Below are 17,126 nucleotides of genomic sequence, written 5' to 3'. Positions count from 1 at the left end.
ATGTCACCGTTGTCGCCCCGGGGCCTCCTCCTTGTCGCTCTCCTCGCGCTCGCGCGTCCCGCCGCGGCGCAGCCGTCTCCTCCGCCCGCTGCGCCGCCTCCTGCGTCGCCGGCGCCGAGGCCGCCGCGCTCGGCCGTGGCGCGCGCCGTCGACGCGCTCGTGCGCTCGCTCGACGCCGTGGACGGCCGCGCGCTCGTGGCCGCCGCGCCGCTGGTCTCCGACGCGCCCGCGCCGCGCGGCGCCCAGCTCGTGGCCACGCTCGCCGCCCACGTCGCGGGCAAGCTCGGCGCCGGCGTGCGCGCGCAGAAGGACCCGATTTCGCTGCCGCTCGCGCGCGAGGCGGCGCGCGACGACGCGGCGCTCGTCCACCTCGTCGTCGAGATCGCGGCGGGGAAGCTGCGTGTCACCGCGGACGTGTACCCGGTGCCGCGCACCGTCTGGGCGCGCATCCGCGACCCGGAGCCGGGGCCCATCGCCCACGCCTACGCCGAGGCGCCCATCGACGCGGAGATCCGCAGCTTCCTCGCGCCGATCCCGCTCGTCGCCGCCAGGGTCGACCGCGCGAAGAACTTCGAGGGCGACGTGGTCGCGCTCGCGTGCGGCGATCTCGACGCCGACGGGGCGCTCGAGCTCCTGAGCGTGAGCCGCCGGCGCGTGACGACGCTCCGCCTCCGCGGCGGCCGGGTCGTGCCGCTCGCGTCGCGCCCGTGGCCGGACGTTGTCGCCGTGCACCCGGCGCCGCTGCGCGAGCCGCTCGCGTTCGCCACGCTCGTCGAGCGCGCGAGGGACGGCGAGCGCCTGCCGCCGTTCGCCGACGTCGGGCTCACCGACCGCGCGCGCAGCGTCCGCTTCGACGGCGAGCTGAAGGCGCTCGCCGAGCTGCCGGGGCTGGCGATCCCGGACGCGGGCGGCTCGGCCTGCACGACGGCGTGGGGGCCGCTCCTCACGGGCTCGCTCGGGCCGTGCGCCCCGGCCGATCCCCCGCCGGCGACCGCGTCGCTCTCCGGCCGGTACGACGCGATCGCGTCGGCGCAGCTCCTGTCCACGCAGGGCGAGCCCTTCGCGGTCTGGGCGACGCGCGAGCGCGGCGCGGTCGAGCTCCGGGACAGCGCGGGCCGTCGCAAGGTCGTGGGCAGCGCCGGGGCGCAGCTCGCGGTCGGCGATCTCGATCAGGATGGAGAGCCCGAGCTGCTCGCCAGCCTCGACGTCCTCGATCCGCTCGAGGATGCCGTCGTTGTCTGGTCGTGGCGGCGCCGGGAGGGCGGCCCGTCCCGCGCGGCGCCCGAGGAGATCCTGCGCTTGCCGGCGCCGGCGGGGGTGCGCGCCCTCGCGGTCTGTCCGCCCGACGGGGCCGGGCGCGCCCCGTTCGCCGTCGCGACCGCGGACGAGATCTGGGTGGTGCGGTGAGCCTCCCGCGCCGCGCCTTTCTCGGCGGCGTCGGCGCGCTGCTCGGCGCCGCCGCCCTCCCGGAGGTCGCGCGCGCGATGGGGCGCACCCCGCTCGGCGGCCGCCTCTCGATGCACCTCCCGTGGCCGACGAGCTCGCTCGATCCGCACGAGCTGAGCGATCCCGCCGCGGCGCTGTTCGCGCCGGCGATCGCCGACAGCCTCTACGGGCTCGACGCGTCCGGGAACCCGTACCCGACGCTCTCGTCCGCGCTGCCGTCGCGCGGGGCGGATGGCGCGGTCGTGCGCCTCCGCGAGGGGCTTCGCACCGCGCGCCTGCTCAAGCTCGACGGCCGCGACATCGTGAGCTCCGTCGAGCGCGCCCGCGCTCGCGGCGCCGCCGCGGCGCTCGCCGACATCCCGAGGCCCGAGCGGCACCCGAGGGATCCGCTCGCCGCGGTGTTCCCGCGCGCGGATCCCGCCCGCGTCGCCCGCGCGCTCGCGTCGCCGATGGTCGCGCTCCTGCCGCGCAGCTTCGACCCCGCGGCGCCGGATGGCACCGGCGCGTTCCGGGCCGACGTCGGCCCGGGGCAGATCACGCTGACGCGCAACGACGTCGCCGCGCGCGGCGCCGCCTTCCTCGACGCGATCGAGGTGATCCGCTCCGACGACCTGACGACCTCGCTGCGCGCGTTCGAGACCGAGCGCGACGACCTCGGCTGGCTCGGCGCCGGCCTCCACACGAACCGCCGAGGCGCCGTCCGCTTCGATCTGGGCGTCGCCGGGTGGATCGTGCTCACGACGGGCCCCGACGCCGGGCCCTTCGGTCAGCCTGGCGTCGCGCAGCGGCTGGTCGACGCGCTGCCGCCCGAGCGCCTCGCGCACCTCGGCCTCGTCGGCCTCCCGAGGGCGCACGGCGATCCCGCGTGGGGAGGGCCCCCGGCGTCGCTGCTCGTGGACGAGTCAGCCGCCCACCTCGTCGAGGTCGCCGAGGCGGTCGCGCCGATCCTCTCGCGGCCTGGGCACGAGGTCACCGCGGAGCCGGTGGCGCGGGCGGAGCTCGGGCGCCGCCGCGCCCGCGGGAAGGCGACGCTCGCGATCGGGCTGGTGCGCCCGCTCGGCCCCGGGCCCCTCGGCGCGCTGCTCGCCCTCGCGACCGCCGACGATCGCAGCCGCGCCCTCGACCTCGCCCGTCACCCGCCCCGCCTCGTGCCCGGCGCCGCCCCCCGCTCGCTCACCGCCACGCTCCGCCTCGGCGTGATCGCCGAGGTCCGGATCGCGGGCGGCGTGCTGCCGGACGTCGCGCTCGCGCGCGCCGCCAGCGGCGAGGGCTGGGATCTCGGCGCCACCTTCCGCCGCCCAGCCAGGCGCTGATGTGTGCCTACCCCCGCGCGGAAGCGAGCGCGACCGCGCGGCGGCTGTTCGGGACGTCCGGGCGAGGGTCGCGGTGATGGGGGCCGCTTCGAGCGCTTGCGCGGTGGGGACATTTGGTTACTATCGGCTGGTCACGAACGTCACTGGCACTCGACACGACGCTTCTCTTCTCGGGGATCGCGGATTGATCGCGGACTGGACGACGCAACGTGTGGCGCACCGGGGGCTCCTCCCCAGCGCCGCCCCCCCTCGATCCCCCACGGCTCCATCGGGGCGGCAGGGCACTGTTCGGCACCGAAGCTGACGCATCTCGCAGAGCCGTGAAGTGAATCAGTGTCATGGGTACTCGCCTCTACGTTGGTAATCTCCCCTTCTCCGCCACCAAGGCCTCCGTGCAGGCCGCGTTCGCCCAGAGCGGCGAGGTGACGGATGTACACATCGTGACCGACCGCGAGAGTGGGCAGTCGCGTGGCTTCGGGTTCGTCACGATGGGCACGCCTGAGCAGGCCCAGCAGGCGATCGAGAACATGAACGGCGCCATGATGGACGGCCGTCCGCTTCGCGTGAACGAGGCGGAGGAGCGGGTCCAGCGTGGTGGTGGTGGCGGCGGCGGTTACGGCGGCGGCGGCGGCGGCGGTTACGGCGGCGGCGGCGGCGGTGGTGGCCGCGGCGGCCGTGGCGGTGGCGGCGGCGGTTACGGCGGCGGCGGTGGTGGCGGCCGCGGCGGCCGTGGCGGTCGCGGCGGCGATCGGTACTGAGCCGAGCTAGGCCGACGTTTTGACGGCGGTGCCTCTCCCCGGAGGCGCCGCCGTTCTCGTTTGTGCGCTGCCCTGTGCGGCGACCGCCGTCACGCGCGCCGAGGCCCCGATCGATCAGTACTCCGTCGATGCCTCCGCCTCATCGGCCGTCGCGGCGATCTGGCCTGCCTCCGCGGGGCGGAGCACGAGCCTGCCGACGGCCATCGCGACGAGGGCCGAGATCAGCGACCCGAGCAGGACGGCGAGCTTCGCGACCCCGAGCCTTTGCCCCGCTCCGAACGCGAGCCCCGCGACGAAGATCGCCATCGTGAAGCCGATGCCCGCGACGCATCCCACGACGAGCACGCCTCGCCAGAGAACGCCGCGCGGGAGGGCGGCGAGGCCGAGCTTCACCGACAGGGAGCACGCGACCATGATCCCGAGCGGCTTGCCCATCGTCAGGCCGAAGACGACCCCGAGCAGTAGCCGCGTCGATCCCGCCGCGCCGAGGTGCACGTCGCCGAGGCTCACGCCCGCGTTGGCGAGCGCGAACAGCGGCATGATCCCGTAGGCGACCCACGGATGCAGCGCGGCCTCCAGGCGCACGACGGGCGGCAGCGCCTCGCGCCGCGCCTGCGAGAGCTGCGCGAGCGGCCCGGTGAGCTCGCGCGCGTCATGCCCGCCGGTCGCGCGCTCCTGGAAGTCCTCTAGCGCCCTCCGGGCCTCGGCGAGGAAGCCCTCCTCGCCGAACCAGGGATGCACCGGCGTGAGCAGCCCGAGCAGGACCCCCGTGATCGTGGGGTGCACGCCGGCGCTCAGCAGGCCGGCCCAGATGACGACGCCGGCCGCGGCGTAGACCACCGGCGAGCGGACGCCGAAGCGCTGCAGCGCGAGCACGCCCGCGATGCCCACGGCCACGAGCCCGAACCCCGTGACCGAGATGCTCGACGAATAGAAGACGGCGATGACGAGGATCGCGCCGATGTCGTCGATGATCGCGAGCGCGAGGAGCAGCACGCGCAGCGCCGCCGGGACGCGGTTGCCGAGCAGCGCCAGCGCGCCGACCGCGAACGCGATGTCCGTCGCCATCGGCACGCCCCATCCGCTGCGCTCCGGCGGGCTCGGGTTCAGCGCGAGGTAGATGAGCGCCGGGAAGAGCATGCCCCCGAGCGCGGCCGCGACGGGCAGCACCGCCCGCTTCAGGACGGAGAGCTCGCCTTGATGAATCTCGCGCCGGATCTCGAGCCCGACGACGAAGAAGAAGATCGTCATCAGCCCGTCGTTGATCCAGAAATGGAGATCGCGCTCGACGAGGTAGGAGCCGACGCCGAGCCTCACGGGCGTGTGCCAGAGGCGCTCGTACGAAGCTGCCCAGGGAGAGTTCGCCCACGCGAGGGCCACCGCGGTGGCGATGAGCAGGACGATGCCGCTCGCCGCCTGGACGTGGAGGAACCGCTCGAGGGGCTGGAAGATCCAGAGCGCCAGGCGGCGCGCGGGCAACCAGGTTCCGGGCGGAGCGTTGCGGAGGTCCGAGGTGCCCATCCCGCGCGTACGGTAGGGCGCCCCACGGCGATCGAGAAGCGGCAATGACCCGAGCTCCGCGCTTCCGGGGCGCGGAGCTTGCTCCTTTGCCTGGCGGGCGTCAGAGAGCGGCACGCTGAACGCCCCTCGCGCTCGGGGCGGGCCGCTCACAGCCGATGCCTCCTTCCATCCCTTCAGAGCACGGGCCGTCGCCGCGGGCGATCTCGCTTTACTACTTCGGTATCTTCGCCGTCCTCGGCGTGTACCTGCCGCTGTTCCCGAGCTGGCTGGAGGCGCGGGGGATGCAGGGGCTCGCGATGGGGGCGATCGCGGCGACGCTCCCGGCGATGGGCCTCGTCGCGCCGCCGGTGTTCGGCTTGATCGCCGACTCGCTCGGCGTGCGGGTGTGGCTGATCCGGGCGGCCTGCGCCGGCGCCTTCGTCGTGTTCGCGCTGCTCGCGCTGTCGTCGGCGCTCGGCGTGTCGCTCGGCTTCGCCGGCCTCTTCGTCGCGGCGCTCGCGTTCGCGTTCTTTCGATCGCCGATGTTCACGATGGCCGACGTCGTCGCGGTGGAAGCGTCGGCGAGCTCCGGCATCGCCTACGGCCGGCTCAGGCTCTGGGGCTCGATCAGCTTCGCGCTGATGGCGATCGCCAGCGGAGCCCTCGTCGATCCGGTGCGGCCGGCCGCGTTCCCCGCCACGATCGCTGCCTCCCTGCTGATCGCGTTCGCCATCTCGTGGGCCCTCCCGGCGCGCGGCGAGGCGCCCTTCCGTCGGTCCGGCGTGCGCGACGGAGCGGCCGACGCCGCCGGCGCTGCGCGCGCTCCGGCCGCCGAAGGCGAAGGCGCCGCCGGCGCTGCGAGCTCTCCGGCCGCCGGAGGCTCCGTGCGGCAGCGCGCCCGTGCCCTCCTCCAGAGCCACGATTTCCGCCTGTTCCTCGCGGCGTCGTTCCTGGCCCAGAGCGCCACCTCTTCGTACGATCTCTGTTACACGCTGCACCTGCGCGACATCGGTTTCCCCGAGTCGCTGGTGGGGGTCGCGTGGGCCGTCGGCGTCGCCGGAGAGATCGCGCTCATGGCGTTCTCCGGCCCCCTCCTCAAGCGGTTCGCTCCGCCCACGGTGCTCGCGTTCGCGTTCGCGGGCGCCTCGCTCCGCTGGGCGCTGCTCTCGTATGTGCGCTTCTGGCCCGCCCTGCTGGCGATCCAGCCGCTCCACGCGGTCTCGTTCGGCATGATGTGGGTCGCCTCGCTCGCCTACACGCGGGATCGCTCCCCGCCTCAGATCCTCGCCACGGCGCAAGGGCTCTTTACTGCCAGCGCTGGCGCTGGATCCGTCGTCGGGATGCTCGTCTGGGGTGAGCTCTACAAGCACGGGGGCGGCACCCTCACTTTCGGGGTCGCCTCGATCACGGCGTTGATAGCATTCGTCCTGGCTGTGACCTTCGCGCGATCAACGCGACCAACGCGACCAACGCGGCGTTCACCGTCAGGGGGCTCGATTTTCTCTGTCAGCTCCCGGTGCCAGGAGTAACGTTCCATTTTCCGCCGCACGCGTAGGCGCGCGCGGGCACTACCTGAACGAGGCGAGCATGTGCGGGATCGTCGGATACGTTGGGTCAAAAAAGGCGGCGCCGATCATCGTCGAAGGGCTACGGAAGCTCGAGTATCGAGGCTACGACTCGGCCGGCATCGCCATTCATGACGGCAAGGGCATCGAGATCGTCCGGACGCTCGGCAAGCTGATCAAGCTCAGCGAGGCGCTCGAGAAGCGGACCCTCGACGGCACGACCGGCATCGGCCACACGCGGTGGGCGACGCACGGCCGCCCGAGCGAGGTGAACGCCCACCCGCACTCCGCGGGCCCGGTGGCCGTCGTGCACAACGGCATCATCGAGAACCACGTGGCCGTCCGGCAGCAGCTGGAGAGCCAGGGGGTCAAGTTCCTCTCCGACACGGACACCGAGATCGTCGCTCACCTCGTCCACCGCGAGCTCCAGAAGGGCGCGAAGTCGCTCTTCGAGGCCGTGCGCGGCGCGCTCCGGCAGGTCCACGGCGCCTACGCGATCGCGGTCCTCTCGCGCGACGAGCCCGACGTCATCGTCGCCGCCCGGTACGGCTCGCCGCTCGTCGTCGGCGCTGGCGAGGACGAGATGCTGTGCGGCAGCGACATCCCCGCGCTGCTCGCCCACACCCGCGACATGATCTTCCTCGAGGACGGCGACATCGTCGAGCTGCGCGCGAGCGGCGTCCGCATCGAGACCGTGGCCGGCGGCGAGAAGGTCGAGCGGCGCGTGAAGCGCATCGACTGGAGCCCCGTCCAGGCGGAGCGCGGCGGCTACAAGCACTTCATGCTGAAGGAGATCCACGAGCAGCCCGACGTCGTCGAGGCCACGCTGCGCGGCAGGATCGATCTCGCCGCCGGCGACGTGCACGCGACCGAGATGGGGGTCACGCCCGAGTTCGCGAAGGAGCTGCGCCGGGTCTACATCGTCGCGTGCGGCACGAGCCACCACGCCGGCATCGCCGGGCGCTACTGGATCGAGCAGCTCGCCAGGGTCCCCACGGTCGTCGAGCTCGCGAGCGAGGTCCGCTACCGCGAGCCGATCTTCTTCCCCGACGATCTCGTGATCGCCATCAGCCAGTCGGGCGAGACCGCCGACACGATCGCTGCGCTCAAGGCGGCGAAGGCGCAGGGCGCCAAGGTGCTGGCGCTCTGCAACGTGCTCGACAGCGCGATCCCGCGCCTCTCCGACGGCGCGCTCTACACGCACGCGGGCCCCGAGATCGGCGTCGCCTCGACCAAGGCCTTCACCACGCAGCTCGCCGCGCTCCTCCTGCTCGCCGTCTACCTCGGCCGCCGCCGCGACTCGCTGCCGGCGGAGCGCGGGCGCGAGATCCTCCAGGCCCTCTGGGAGATCCCGAGCCACATGCGCGAGGTGCTCGGCGACGCCGACTACGTGCACGCGATCGCGAAGCGCCTCGTCCACGCGAAGGACGTCCTGTTCCTCGGGCGCGGCCTCGGCTTCCCCATCGCGCTCGAGGGCGCGCTCAAGCTGAAGGAGATCTCGTACGCGCACGCCGAGGGCTACGCGGCCGGCGAGATGAAGCACGGGCCGATCGCCCTCATCGACGAGGCGCTCCCCGTCATCGTCGTCTGCCCGCGCGACGCGCACTACGACAAGACGTTCTCCAACCTGCAGGAGGTCCGGGCGCGCGAGGGGCAGGTCGTCGCGATCGCCACGAAGGGCGACGAGTCGATCCTCGAGATCGCTCAGCACCACGTCTGGATCCCCAAGGTGCCGGACGAGGTCGGGCCGCTCCTTACCGTGCTCCCGCTCCAGCTCATCGCCTATTACGTCGCCAACCTGAAGGGCAACGACGTCGATCAGCCGCGCAACCTCGCGAAGACGGTCACCGTCGAGTAACGAGCAACGTCGCTCTCGCGGCGCGGCATCCCCGCCGCGGCGAGCGGCCTCCTCTGCCGCGCGCAGCGCTCCTCTGCGGTGCGCGCCCCTCCTTCTTCAGCGCGGGCGCCCCCGCCCCGCGCCTGCGCGCCCGCGCGGGGCCGCGGCTATGCTGCGCGCATGCGCATCCCCGGCAGGACGGAGCGGCGGGTCGTCGCGGCCATCCTCGTGACCGCCCTGATCCCGCTCGTCGCCAGCATCGTGGTCGCCCGGACGGTGATCGCGCGGGTGTCGGCGACGGCGTTCCAGCCCGAGTTCGGCGTCCACCTGGACAGGGCGCTCGGCGTGTACGCCGAGCTGGCCGCCGCCATCAAGCAGGGCATGCGCTCCGAGGCCGACGCGATCGTCGCGGCGGACCCGCTGCGCGAGGCCGCCTTCACCGGCGAGGCGCAGCGCCTCGACGCCGAGCTCGCGCGCATCATCGCGGCTCACCCCGCGCTGGTCTCCCTCCGCGTCGAGCGCTGCGGCGGAGACCTCGTCGGAGCGCGCGAGCGCGGCCGCCCGGTGGATCCGGCGCACGAGAAGACGCTCACGGTCCGGAAGGCGATCGCGCGCGCGCCCGGCCACGCCGCCGAGCCCGGCGATCCCGCGCCCGACGACGGCGGCTGCGAGGGCGACGCGCGGACCCTCGTCGCGACGTTCGCCGCGCCGAGCGCGCGCTTCGACGAGCTCGACGCGGCCCAGGCGTTCGCGCAGGCGTACCACGCCCTCGAGCGGGAGCACCGGAAGGAGTACCTCGACGAGAGCTACGGCGACGCCTTCGCCGCCCTGCTCGGCGCGACGATCCTCCTCGCGATCCTCGCCGGCGTGCTCGTGGCGCGCCCCGTGGTCGACCGCATCGCGCGGCTCGCCGCGGCGACCCGGCCCGTCGCGGAGGGCGACCTCTCGGTGCGCGTGGGGCTGCAGGGCGACGACGAGGTCGCCGATCTCGGCCGCGCCTTCGACCGCATGCTCGAGGAGCTCGAGGGCAGCCGCGCGCGGATCGAGTTCCTCAAGCGCATGGGCGAGTGGCAGAAGATGGCGCGGCACCTCGCGCACGAGATCAAGAACCCGCTGACCCCGATCCAGCTCGCCGTCGAGGAGTGCCACCGGCGCTATGCGGGCAGCGACCCGGCGTACCAGCGCTTGCTCCAGACGACGCTGGAGGTCGTCGAGGAGGAGGTCGGCACCCTGCGCCGCCTCGTCGGCGAGTTCTCCAATTTCGCGCGGCTCCCGCGGGCAGAGCTCGAGCCCTCGGATCTCGCGGAGTTCCTGCGCGAGCAGGGCGAGCGCTTCGCCGCGGTCGAGGAGGCGGGGCGCGAGCACGCCTCGGACGAGGCGCTGCTCGGGCGCGTCGATCTCGAGTTCGACGTGCCGGATGTCCCGATGCCGGCCGCGCTCGATCGCGAGATGCTCCGGCGCGCCCTCGGCAACATCGTGCGCAACGCGGCGCAGGCGCTGCGCGACGCGCAGCGAGCGGCGCCCGGCGGAGGGGCCCGAGAGCGCCCGGGCGCCGCCGTGTGGGGCAGCGTTCGCGTCTCGGCGCGGAGCGAGGGGCAGAGCCACCTCATCGCGATCGACGACGACGGCCCGGGCATCGATCCCGCCGTGCGGGACTCGGTGTTCGATCCGTACGTCACGACGCGGTACGACGGCACGGGGCTCGGCCTGAGCATCGTGAAGAAGATCGTTGTCGATCACGGCGGCACCATCGACGTGCTCGAGTCCCCGCTCGGCGGCGCGCGCTTCGTCATCCGGCTCCCGCGCGCAGGCACGCCCGCGGCGCGCGCCGCGCTCGGGGCCGAGGCCTTCTCCGACGGCGATCGCGAGCCTGCGTCCGAGGGCGCCGCTCCGGCGCGGCCAGCCGCTCGCGGAGGGCAGGCGCCGCGCGGGGCGGGGTAGGGCCGCTCCCGCCGGTGCGGCGCCGCGGATCTTGCAGCGCAGAGCGCCCCGCAGGCTCGACGACGAGCGCGGCCCGGGAGCGCGCTCCGGGCTGCTGGCGGGGGCCTCGGCGCCGAAAGCGCACCTCCGGACCGGTCGGTGGTCAGGAGATGCTTGACCAGCCGGCCCCGCTTTGCCATGTTCGCCGGCGGAGAGGTGACCGAGAGGCCGAAGGTGCCTGATTCGAAATCAGGTGTACCCGCAAGGGTACCGCGGGTTCGAATCCCGCTCTCTCCGCTACGCTTGGCTGCTTGCCCCCGTTGAAGCAGGTGGGCTCTGACCGCCCGCTCTCTCTCGAGCGGCGCCGGTCCGGCAGGAAGCGGGGCGCGTTGAAGTTGTATCGGGAGAGGTGACCGAGTGGTCGAAGGTGCACGACTGGAAATCGTGTGTACGGCAACGTACCGCGGGTTCGAATCCCGCCCTCTCCGCTGAGCTGAACCATCGATCGACTCCTTGCCGCGATGCGCTCCTTCAAGCGAGCCAGCAGGACGTCGGCGAGCGATGTGATGTGAACGATGAGCAAGGAGACGGGATCGGCCGGTCGCTCGACCGCCGCGTCTTCTCGTCGCAGTGTTGCCTGGCGCGGCGTTCGAGGGGGAGCTTTGGGCTCGTTCGCCGTCGATGCGGCTGAGGCGCTGCCTGGTTCAACGCCCTGGCGAGCTGGATGGTCGGGCAAATAAGAGAAATATGGGAACCCGAGACAAGCCAGCGGTGCGCGGCGGGACTGACGGGACCGACGGGAGCGACGAGACCGACGGGACCGACGTGACGGACGGACGCCGGCGGCTTGTCGACAAACCCCGCTTGACCAACGCTCGCCGGACGACGACGATGCCCCCGCAGAAGCCTGAGACGCTTGACAGGCGAAGGGCCGCCTTGTAGAAGTGGCGCCCCTTTTTGGCAGGCGCCCTTCCGGAGTTTTTCGCCCAATGAATCCTCAGCCCAAGTCCTTTTCCGCCAAGCCTGCGGAGGCCCGCAACGAGCGTACGTGGTGGGTGATCGACGCGGAAGGCAAGCCCCTCGGCCGCCTTGCCAGCCGCATCGCCACGGTGCTCCGCGGCAAGAACAAGCCCACGTTCACGCCGCACGTCGACACCGGCGACTTCGTGATCGTCGTGAACGCCAAGAAGGTCCTTCTGACGGGCCGCAAGCTCCAGCAGAAGAACTACGTGCGGCACAGCGGCGAGCCGGGCGGCTTCCGTTCCGAGTCGTACGGTCACCTGCTCGAGCGCAAGCCGGAGCTCCCGATCCAGAAGGCCGTGAAGGGCATGCTCCCGAAGAACGTGCTCGGGCGCGAGCTCCTCACCAAGCTCAAGGTCTACGCCGGTCCCGATCACCCCCACGCGGCGCAGAAGCCGCAGCCCCTTAGCTACAGCTGAGCAAAGCCATGACGGAAACGAGAACGTACGCCACTGGTAAGCGTAAGACCGCCGTTGCGCGCGTCTTCCTCTCGCCGGGCACCGGCAACATCAAGGTGAACCAGAGGCCCGCTGACGATTACTTCGTCCGCGAGACCTCGCGCATGGTGATGCGTCAATCGCTGGAGCTGCTCGAGCTGCTCGATCAGTTCGACGTGAGCGCGACCGTGGTCGGTGGCGGCCACAGCGCGCAGGCCGAGGCGATGCGGCACGGCATCGCGCGCGCCCTCTGCGAGCTCGATCCGGAGCGCAGGCCGTCGCTCAAGCGCGCGGGCTTCCTCACGCGCGACGCGCGCAAGAAGGAGCGCAAGAAGTACGGCCAGCCCGGCGCCCGCAAGCGCTTCCAGTACTCGAAGCGGTAGCAGGCCTGGGCCGCCGCCCATCGGGATGGACGGCATGGCAAGGACATCGAGGACGCGAGGGTTTCCCCCTCCGCGTCCTCGGTGCGTTTTGTCTGCCCGATGCCGCGAAGGCGCCGAGGACGGGGCAGCTCGTCCCTCGGCGTCTGTTCTCATCGAGCGGACCTCTCGGCCCGCTCGGCGTCTGTTCTCATCGAGCAGACCTCTCGGTCCGCTCGGCGTCACATCGCTTCCGGCGGGCTCTTGAGATCGGCGCCTTCGATGAGCTCGCCGTCGTCGTCCCCGGCGCCTTCCGGCGGCTGCGCTTCTTGCTCGTTCGGTCCGCTCGGTCCGACGTCCGGCGCGGCGGCGGCCGAGGCCTCGCTGCCGGTGGCCGCGAGCGGCGGCGAGGGAGGCTCTGCCGCCTCCGGCTTCGCCGGTTCGGGCGGCGGCTCGGGCAGCGGGATGGCGTCGAGCCGCTTGTCGAGCGCTTCCTTCGCCGCGGCGAACGCCGCGCGATCGATGGCGGGCATCACGCGCTCTCCATCGAGCTGGAGCGTCTCGGCATCGAAGTACTTGCCGTCCCTCTTCGCGGTGAAGTGAAGGTGAGGGCCCGTCGAGCGGCCCGTCGACCCGACGTAGCCGACGAGCTGGTGGGTACCCACCTTCATGCCCGCCTTGATCCCGGGGGCATACCTCGACAGGTGCGCATAGCCGGTGGTGACCCCGTTCGGGTGCGCCACCGTGACGAGGTTGCCGCTCGGACCCGCCGGACCGACCCAGTCGACCACGCCGCGATACGCCGAGTACACCGGCGTTCCCGTCGGCGCGCCGAAGTCCGTCCCGTTGTGGGGCATCCTCTTCTTCAGCACGGGGTGCATCCGCTGCGGGTTGAACTTCGACGTCACGGGCGCGCCCGGGAGCGGCGCGCGCCAGCCGCCGGCGTGCGGCTGCCGGCCGCGCTCATCGAACGTGCCGCGGGCCTCTTGCCCCTTGAAATCGTAGATGCGCACCGGCTTCTCCGCGGGATCCGCGGGCCGGTACTCGAGCGCGATGACCTTCTTGTACCGGGAGAACATCCCGAGCGCCGTCTCTTCGACGGCGATCAGCCGGACCGTGCTCCCCTCCTCGAAGCTCTCCGTCGAGAGGCGCCCGTTCAGCGCGTCGTCGATCGCGTCGAGCACGCCGGGCTCCAGGCCCCCCGCCCGGATCGCGTCGGCGAGATCCTTCCCCACGTAGAAGGAGGCGACGACCTCCTCCTCGGCGATCTTCATGTCGAGCGCGGCGCCCTTGAGCAGCCCGGCCGCGTCGTCCCTCGCCTGGTAGATCTCGCTCGCCGAGACCTCGTACTCGAAGGCGCGGACGCGGCGCGTGGAGCGATCCATCGCGACCGTGAACCGGTCCTTGCGGCCGCACTTGTCGAACTTCCGCAGCCCGTCGAAGGCCTTCATGATCCGGTAGATCTGCGCCTTCGGCACGCCCTTCTCGTCGAGGGCCGTGATGAACGACCGGCGGTCCATCACGTCGCTCACCAGGAGCACGGAAGGATCCTTCCCGAGCTCGGAGATCCGCCATGGGCCGGGCAGCGGGGTGCGCTGCTTGGTCTTCACCTCGGGCACGGAGGACGGCCCGGCGGCCCCGTCCGTACCTGCTGCCGAGGCCGCCGGGCTCGCCGCGACCAGCGCGCGCTCGTCGCGCACCGGGACGCCCTGGATCAGCAGCGCGATGAGCGAGGTGAGCGTCGCGAGGCCGAAGATGCCGCCGAAGACCGCGGTCATGCGCGGCGACAGGTGCGGTCCTGGAGGGGGCCGGGTGAGGCCGGGAGGAAGCCGCGGGCCGTCCGTCGAACCGGGGCCCGCGTGGGGACCGCCGTCCATGAGCGACGGCGACCGCAGGGGCTGCGCGCGCGGATCGCTGCCGCGCGACCAGGGCGCCGATGCGCGCCCGCGAGAAGAAGAAGGAGGAGGGAGCTGCGGCGGCCACGTCGACGCCGCGCGCGCGCGCAGCTCGCTGCTGCGCGACCAGGGAGCGGCCGGAGCGCCCTCGCCCCGGCGACCGCCCTGAAGCGGCGCGGTCAGCGGCGGCGTGGCCGGTTTGCTGGGGGCGTCGAGCGCGTCGTCCGCGACGTCCTCGGCCGCGCCGATGCGCACGATCTCCGCGCGCGGCGCGTCCTGCGGGACAGCGGCGCCGGGCTCCGCGCGCGGCGGGTCCTGCGGGACAGCAGCGCCGGGCTCCACGCGCGGCCCGTCTTGCGGGACAGCGGCGCCAGGCTCCGCCGCGCTGCCGGCCTCTCCGCTCCGCCCCCTGGCGCGGTCCTCGGCGCCCGGCGCTCCGGAGGCCTCGAGCGGGTTCTGGGGTACTGCACTCGGCACGCCGACGTGCGTACCAAGGCATCGACGGGGTTGCAACCGCGCGACTCCCTGGCCGACGCAAGGGTTGCGCGGAAGGCAGATCCCATCGTACGCCGGTCGCGTAAGCTGACGGGCCTGATGGACGACCGGCTGAAGCAACTCCTGGTTCTCGGCAGGGAGCACTACGAGCGGCGCGAGTACGATCTCGCGGAGCACGCCCTGCGGCAGATCATCGAGAAGACCGACCGCTTCGCGGACGTCTACAACATGCTCGGCGTCATTCTCCACGAACGCGGTGATTTCCTCGCGGCCGAAGCCCACTTCGAGCGCGCGGTGCAGCTCAACGAGCACTACACGGAAGCGCTGCTGAACCTCGCCGTCACCTACAACGACCTCGGCAAATACGAGGCCGCGCGGCATGTCTACTCTCGCATCCGCCGCGGCGAAGGGGGAGGCGGCGTCCTCGACCCGTTCGCGCGCGGCAAGATCGCCAACATGCACGCCGATCTCGCGCAGGCCTATGCCGACGCCGGTTGCGCGCAGGAAGCGATCGCCGAGCTCACGCGGGCTGTGGCGCTGTGTCCGACGTTCGTCGATCTTCAGCTGCGCCTCGGGACGATGTACCGCGACGCCGGGAATCTGGCGCTCGCTCGCGAGCATTACGCCGCCGCGCGCGACGCGAACCCGAAGTACGCACCAGCGCGCGTGCTGCTCGGGGTCGCGCTGCTCTCCCTCGGCGCGCCCGATCAGGCGAGCGCCGAGTGGCGCGAGGCGCTCGCCATCGATCCCGACAACAGGACGGCGAAGATGTACCTTCGCTCGCTGGAGGCGCAGCGGAGCGGGCGCGCCGCGGGCGCTGTGTCAGGCGAGCCGGCGCCGGCCGCCGCGGCGGGCGGTACGTGGGACGCGCTCGACGAGGCGACACCCACGACCGTGAGCGACATCCTCTCCAAGACGACGGCCGATGCAGCAGGTGAGACGGATCGTGCTGCACGGGAAAGCAAACCCTGAACGTTGGCGAAATACTCTCTCCTCCGAGAGGAGGCGCGCCGCGCGTGGCGTGAGCTCCGTGGCAGCGAGCTGTCCGCCGGCCGGACCGCCGTGGCGGTCGCGATCGGCCTGTTCATCGGGTCGCAGCCGATCTTCGGCTGCCACACGCCGCTCGTGCTCCTCCTCTGCCTGTGGTTCCGTCTGGATGCAGCGATTGCCTGGGTCGCTGCGAACATCTCCAACCCCTTGTTTGCGCCAGCGCTCCTCACGGCCGAGGTCCAGGTCGGAGCGTACATCCGCACGGGTCGCTGGCTGCGCCTCCACGAAAAGATGAGCTGGGCGCAAGCGCTTTCGGACTTCCCCGAGTACATGTTCCTCGGCGCTCCCGTGGTCGGGCTCGCGCTCGCGGCGCTCGGCGGCGGCCTGATCTTCGTCCTCGTCACGCTGAAGCGGCGCCGCGCTCCCTCGCAGCAGAGCAGCAGGATGGAGCCGTATCGGCTCCCCGGCGATGCGCCGCCGTGGGTCCACGCGGTCGAGCGCGTCGCCGGGAGGTACAGCCCGCCTGAGGGCGCCACGCCGGCGCAGCGTACCCGTTTTCACTATGTCCGCTTCAAGCTGCTCGGCGACCCCATCGCCCGGTTGATTGCCGACATCGCAGGCGACCGCCCCGGCGCGCTCGGGGAGGTCCTCGATATCGGGACCGGGGCTGGCCAGCTGCCGATTCTCCTGCTCGAGCTGGGGAGGGCCGAGCGCACGCGTGGGTTCGACTGGGACCGAGCCAAGATAGAGGACGCCCGGCGCGCGGCCGGCGAGGGCTCCGGCGCATCTCTCCCGCGCTCGTCCGAGTCGTCCGGCCCGCAGCGCGCGGCCCACGCCCGCCCTCCGCTCGACGCCGAGTTCTGGTGCGCAGATGCGCGCGAGGCCGAGCTCGGAACTGCAGACACCGTGCTGCTCATCGACCTGCTCCACTACTTCCGCGTGGAAGAGCAGGACGCGATCCTGCGGCGCGCGGCGGCCGCGGTTCGCCCGGGCGGGCGCCTGCTCGTCCGCGAGGCGGACACCGAGCGCGGCTTGAGGAGCTCGATCACGCTCCTTGAGGAGCGTGTCTTCACCGCGCTTCGATTCAACCGGGGCGAGCGTGTGCGCTTCCGTCCCGCCCGAGAGATCGCGGCGCTCCTCGAGCAGCTCGGCTTCTCCTGCGAGACGGTGCCCGCCTGGGGGAAAACGCCCTTCTCGAATGTCCTCATCGTCGGGAGCCGAGCCCAGCGCTGAGCCCGAGTCGCCCTTCCCCGCGAGCTCTCATCCTCCCACCGCCGTCACCGCGCCCCGAGCGTCAGCGGTCGTTGCCGGGGTGTCCGATCCGGCGTGCGGCCTCTTGTGCATCGCCCAGTTGCTCGAACACCGCGGATGGTTAGAACCTGTCCAGTAGGTTGACGCGTCGCTCTCGCGGCTCCTCTCGGTACACGAGCCGCGCTATCGGGTGGAGCGATTGCCCTGATGGCACAGACCATGCTTGTCCCACGGGCCTGGCGAAGGAGCCCCGCCGCCCATGTCCCTTCCTGTTCGCCAGAGGTCGATAGGCCTCCGGCGGCTCCTCCTTAGCCAGGCGTCAGCCTCGCCCACGTTGCAA

At 72.5% G+C, this 17,126-nt stretch carries 12 protein-coding genes and 2 tRNA genes; 12 read left to right on the top strand and 2 right to left on the bottom strand.

Annotated elements, in window-relative coordinates; translation table 11 throughout:
- From WMF34_RS37625 to WMF34_RS37615, 3 genes are all read left to right on the top strand, one after another.
- Complete coding sequence (locus tag WMF34_RS37625; RefSeq protein ID WP_437990817.1) at positions 1-1,407, top strand: hypothetical protein; 1,407 nt, start codon at positions 1-3, stop codon at positions 1,405-1,407.
- Complete coding sequence (locus tag WMF34_RS37620) at positions 1,404-2,759, top strand: hypothetical protein (RefSeq protein WP_437990816.1); 1,356 nt, start codon at positions 1,404-1,406, stop codon at positions 2,757-2,759. The genes WMF34_RS37625 and WMF34_RS37620 overlap by 4 nt, the downstream gene beginning before the upstream one ends.
- A 338-nt stretch (positions 2,760-3,097) precedes the next feature.
- The gene (locus tag WMF34_RS37615) at positions 3,098-3,517 is read left to right on the top strand and encodes an RNA recognition motif domain-containing protein (RefSeq protein ID WP_012240018.1); all 420 of its coding nucleotides are present in this window, start codon (positions 3,098-3,100) and stop codon (positions 3,515-3,517) included.
- 114 nt (positions 3,518-3,631) lie between these two features.
- On the opposite strand, the gene nhaA is transcribed toward WMF34_RS37615, so the two are convergent.
- Positions 3,632-5,038 carry a Na+/H+ antiporter NhaA gene (gene nhaA, locus WMF34_RS37610; RefSeq protein WP_437990815.1) on the bottom strand — a complete coding sequence of 469 codons (1,407 nt, stop codon included), beginning with the start codon at positions 5,036-5,038 and terminating at the stop codon, positions 3,632-3,634.
- A 155-nt stretch (positions 5,039-5,193) separates the two neighbouring features.
- On the opposite strand from nhaA, the gene WMF34_RS37605 reads away from it, so the two are divergent.
- The 7 genes from WMF34_RS37605 to rpsI all read left to right on the top strand — a co-directional run bounded on the left by WMF34_RS37605 (position 5,194) and on the right by rpsI (position 12,179).
- Positions 5,194-6,546 (top strand): MFS transporter, encoded by a 1,353-nt coding sequence (locus WMF34_RS37605; protein ID WP_437990814.1) that lies wholly within the window; start codon positions 5,194-5,196, stop codon positions 6,544-6,546.
- A 58-nt stretch (positions 6,547-6,604) separates the two neighbouring features.
- Positions 6,605-8,440, top strand: a complete 1,836-nt coding sequence (gene glmS / locus WMF34_RS37600; protein WP_012240015.1) for a glutamine--fructose-6-phosphate transaminase (isomerizing) — start codon at positions 6,605-6,607, stop codon at positions 8,438-8,440.
- A gap of 159 nt (positions 8,441-8,599) precedes the next feature.
- Entirely contained in the window at positions 8,600-10,360 is a 1,761-nt protein-coding gene (locus WMF34_RS37595) for a sensor histidine kinase (protein WP_437990813.1), read from the top strand.
- A gap of 189 nt (positions 10,361-10,549) precedes the next feature.
- Positions 10,550-10,636 (top strand) — tRNA-Ser (locus WMF34_RS37590).
- 106 nt (positions 10,637-10,742) lie between these two features.
- Positions 10,743-10,827 (top strand) — tRNA-Ser (locus tag WMF34_RS37585).
- Positions 10,828-11,328: 501 nt separating this feature from the next.
- On the top strand, positions 11,329-11,778 hold the full coding sequence (gene rplM, locus WMF34_RS37580) for a 50S ribosomal protein L13 (protein WP_012240013.1): 450 nt from the start codon (positions 11,329-11,331) through the stop codon (positions 11,776-11,778).
- A gap of 8 nt (positions 11,779-11,786) precedes the next feature.
- Positions 11,787-12,179 carry a 30S ribosomal protein S9 gene (gene rpsI / locus WMF34_RS37575; RefSeq protein WP_012240012.1) on the top strand — a complete coding sequence of 131 codons (393 nt, stop codon included), beginning with the start codon at positions 11,787-11,789 and terminating at the stop codon, positions 12,177-12,179.
- A 218-nt stretch (positions 12,180-12,397) separates the two neighbouring features.
- On the opposite strand, the gene WMF34_RS37570 is transcribed toward rpsI, so the two are convergent.
- Positions 12,398-14,527 carry a peptidoglycan DD-metalloendopeptidase family protein gene (locus WMF34_RS37570; RefSeq protein WP_437990812.1) on the bottom strand — a complete coding sequence of 710 codons (2,130 nt, stop codon included), beginning with the start codon at positions 14,525-14,527 and terminating at the stop codon, positions 12,398-12,400.
- Between the two features lie 117 nt (positions 14,528-14,644).
- On the opposite strand from WMF34_RS37570, the gene WMF34_RS37565 reads away from it, so the two are divergent.
- The gene (locus WMF34_RS37565; protein ID WP_012240010.1) at positions 14,645-15,517 is read left to right on the top strand and encodes a tetratricopeptide repeat protein; all 873 of its coding nucleotides are present in this window, start codon (positions 14,645-14,647) and stop codon (positions 15,515-15,517) included.
- Positions 15,518-15,520: 3 nt separating this feature from the next.
- Complete coding sequence (locus tag WMF34_RS37560; RefSeq protein ID WP_012240009.1) at positions 15,521-16,768, top strand: DUF2062 domain-containing protein; 1,248 nt, start codon at positions 15,521-15,523, stop codon at positions 16,766-16,768.
- Positions 16,769-17,126 lie beyond the last annotated feature (358 nt).

Source organism: Sorangium sp. So ce145 (genome assembly GCF_051525985.1).
GTDB lineage: Bacteria > Myxococcota_A > Polyangia > Polyangiales > Polyangiaceae > Sorangium > Sorangium cellulosum_B.
Note: the sequence above shows the minus strand (reverse complement) of the source record. Positions and strands in the feature narration are given on the sequence as shown.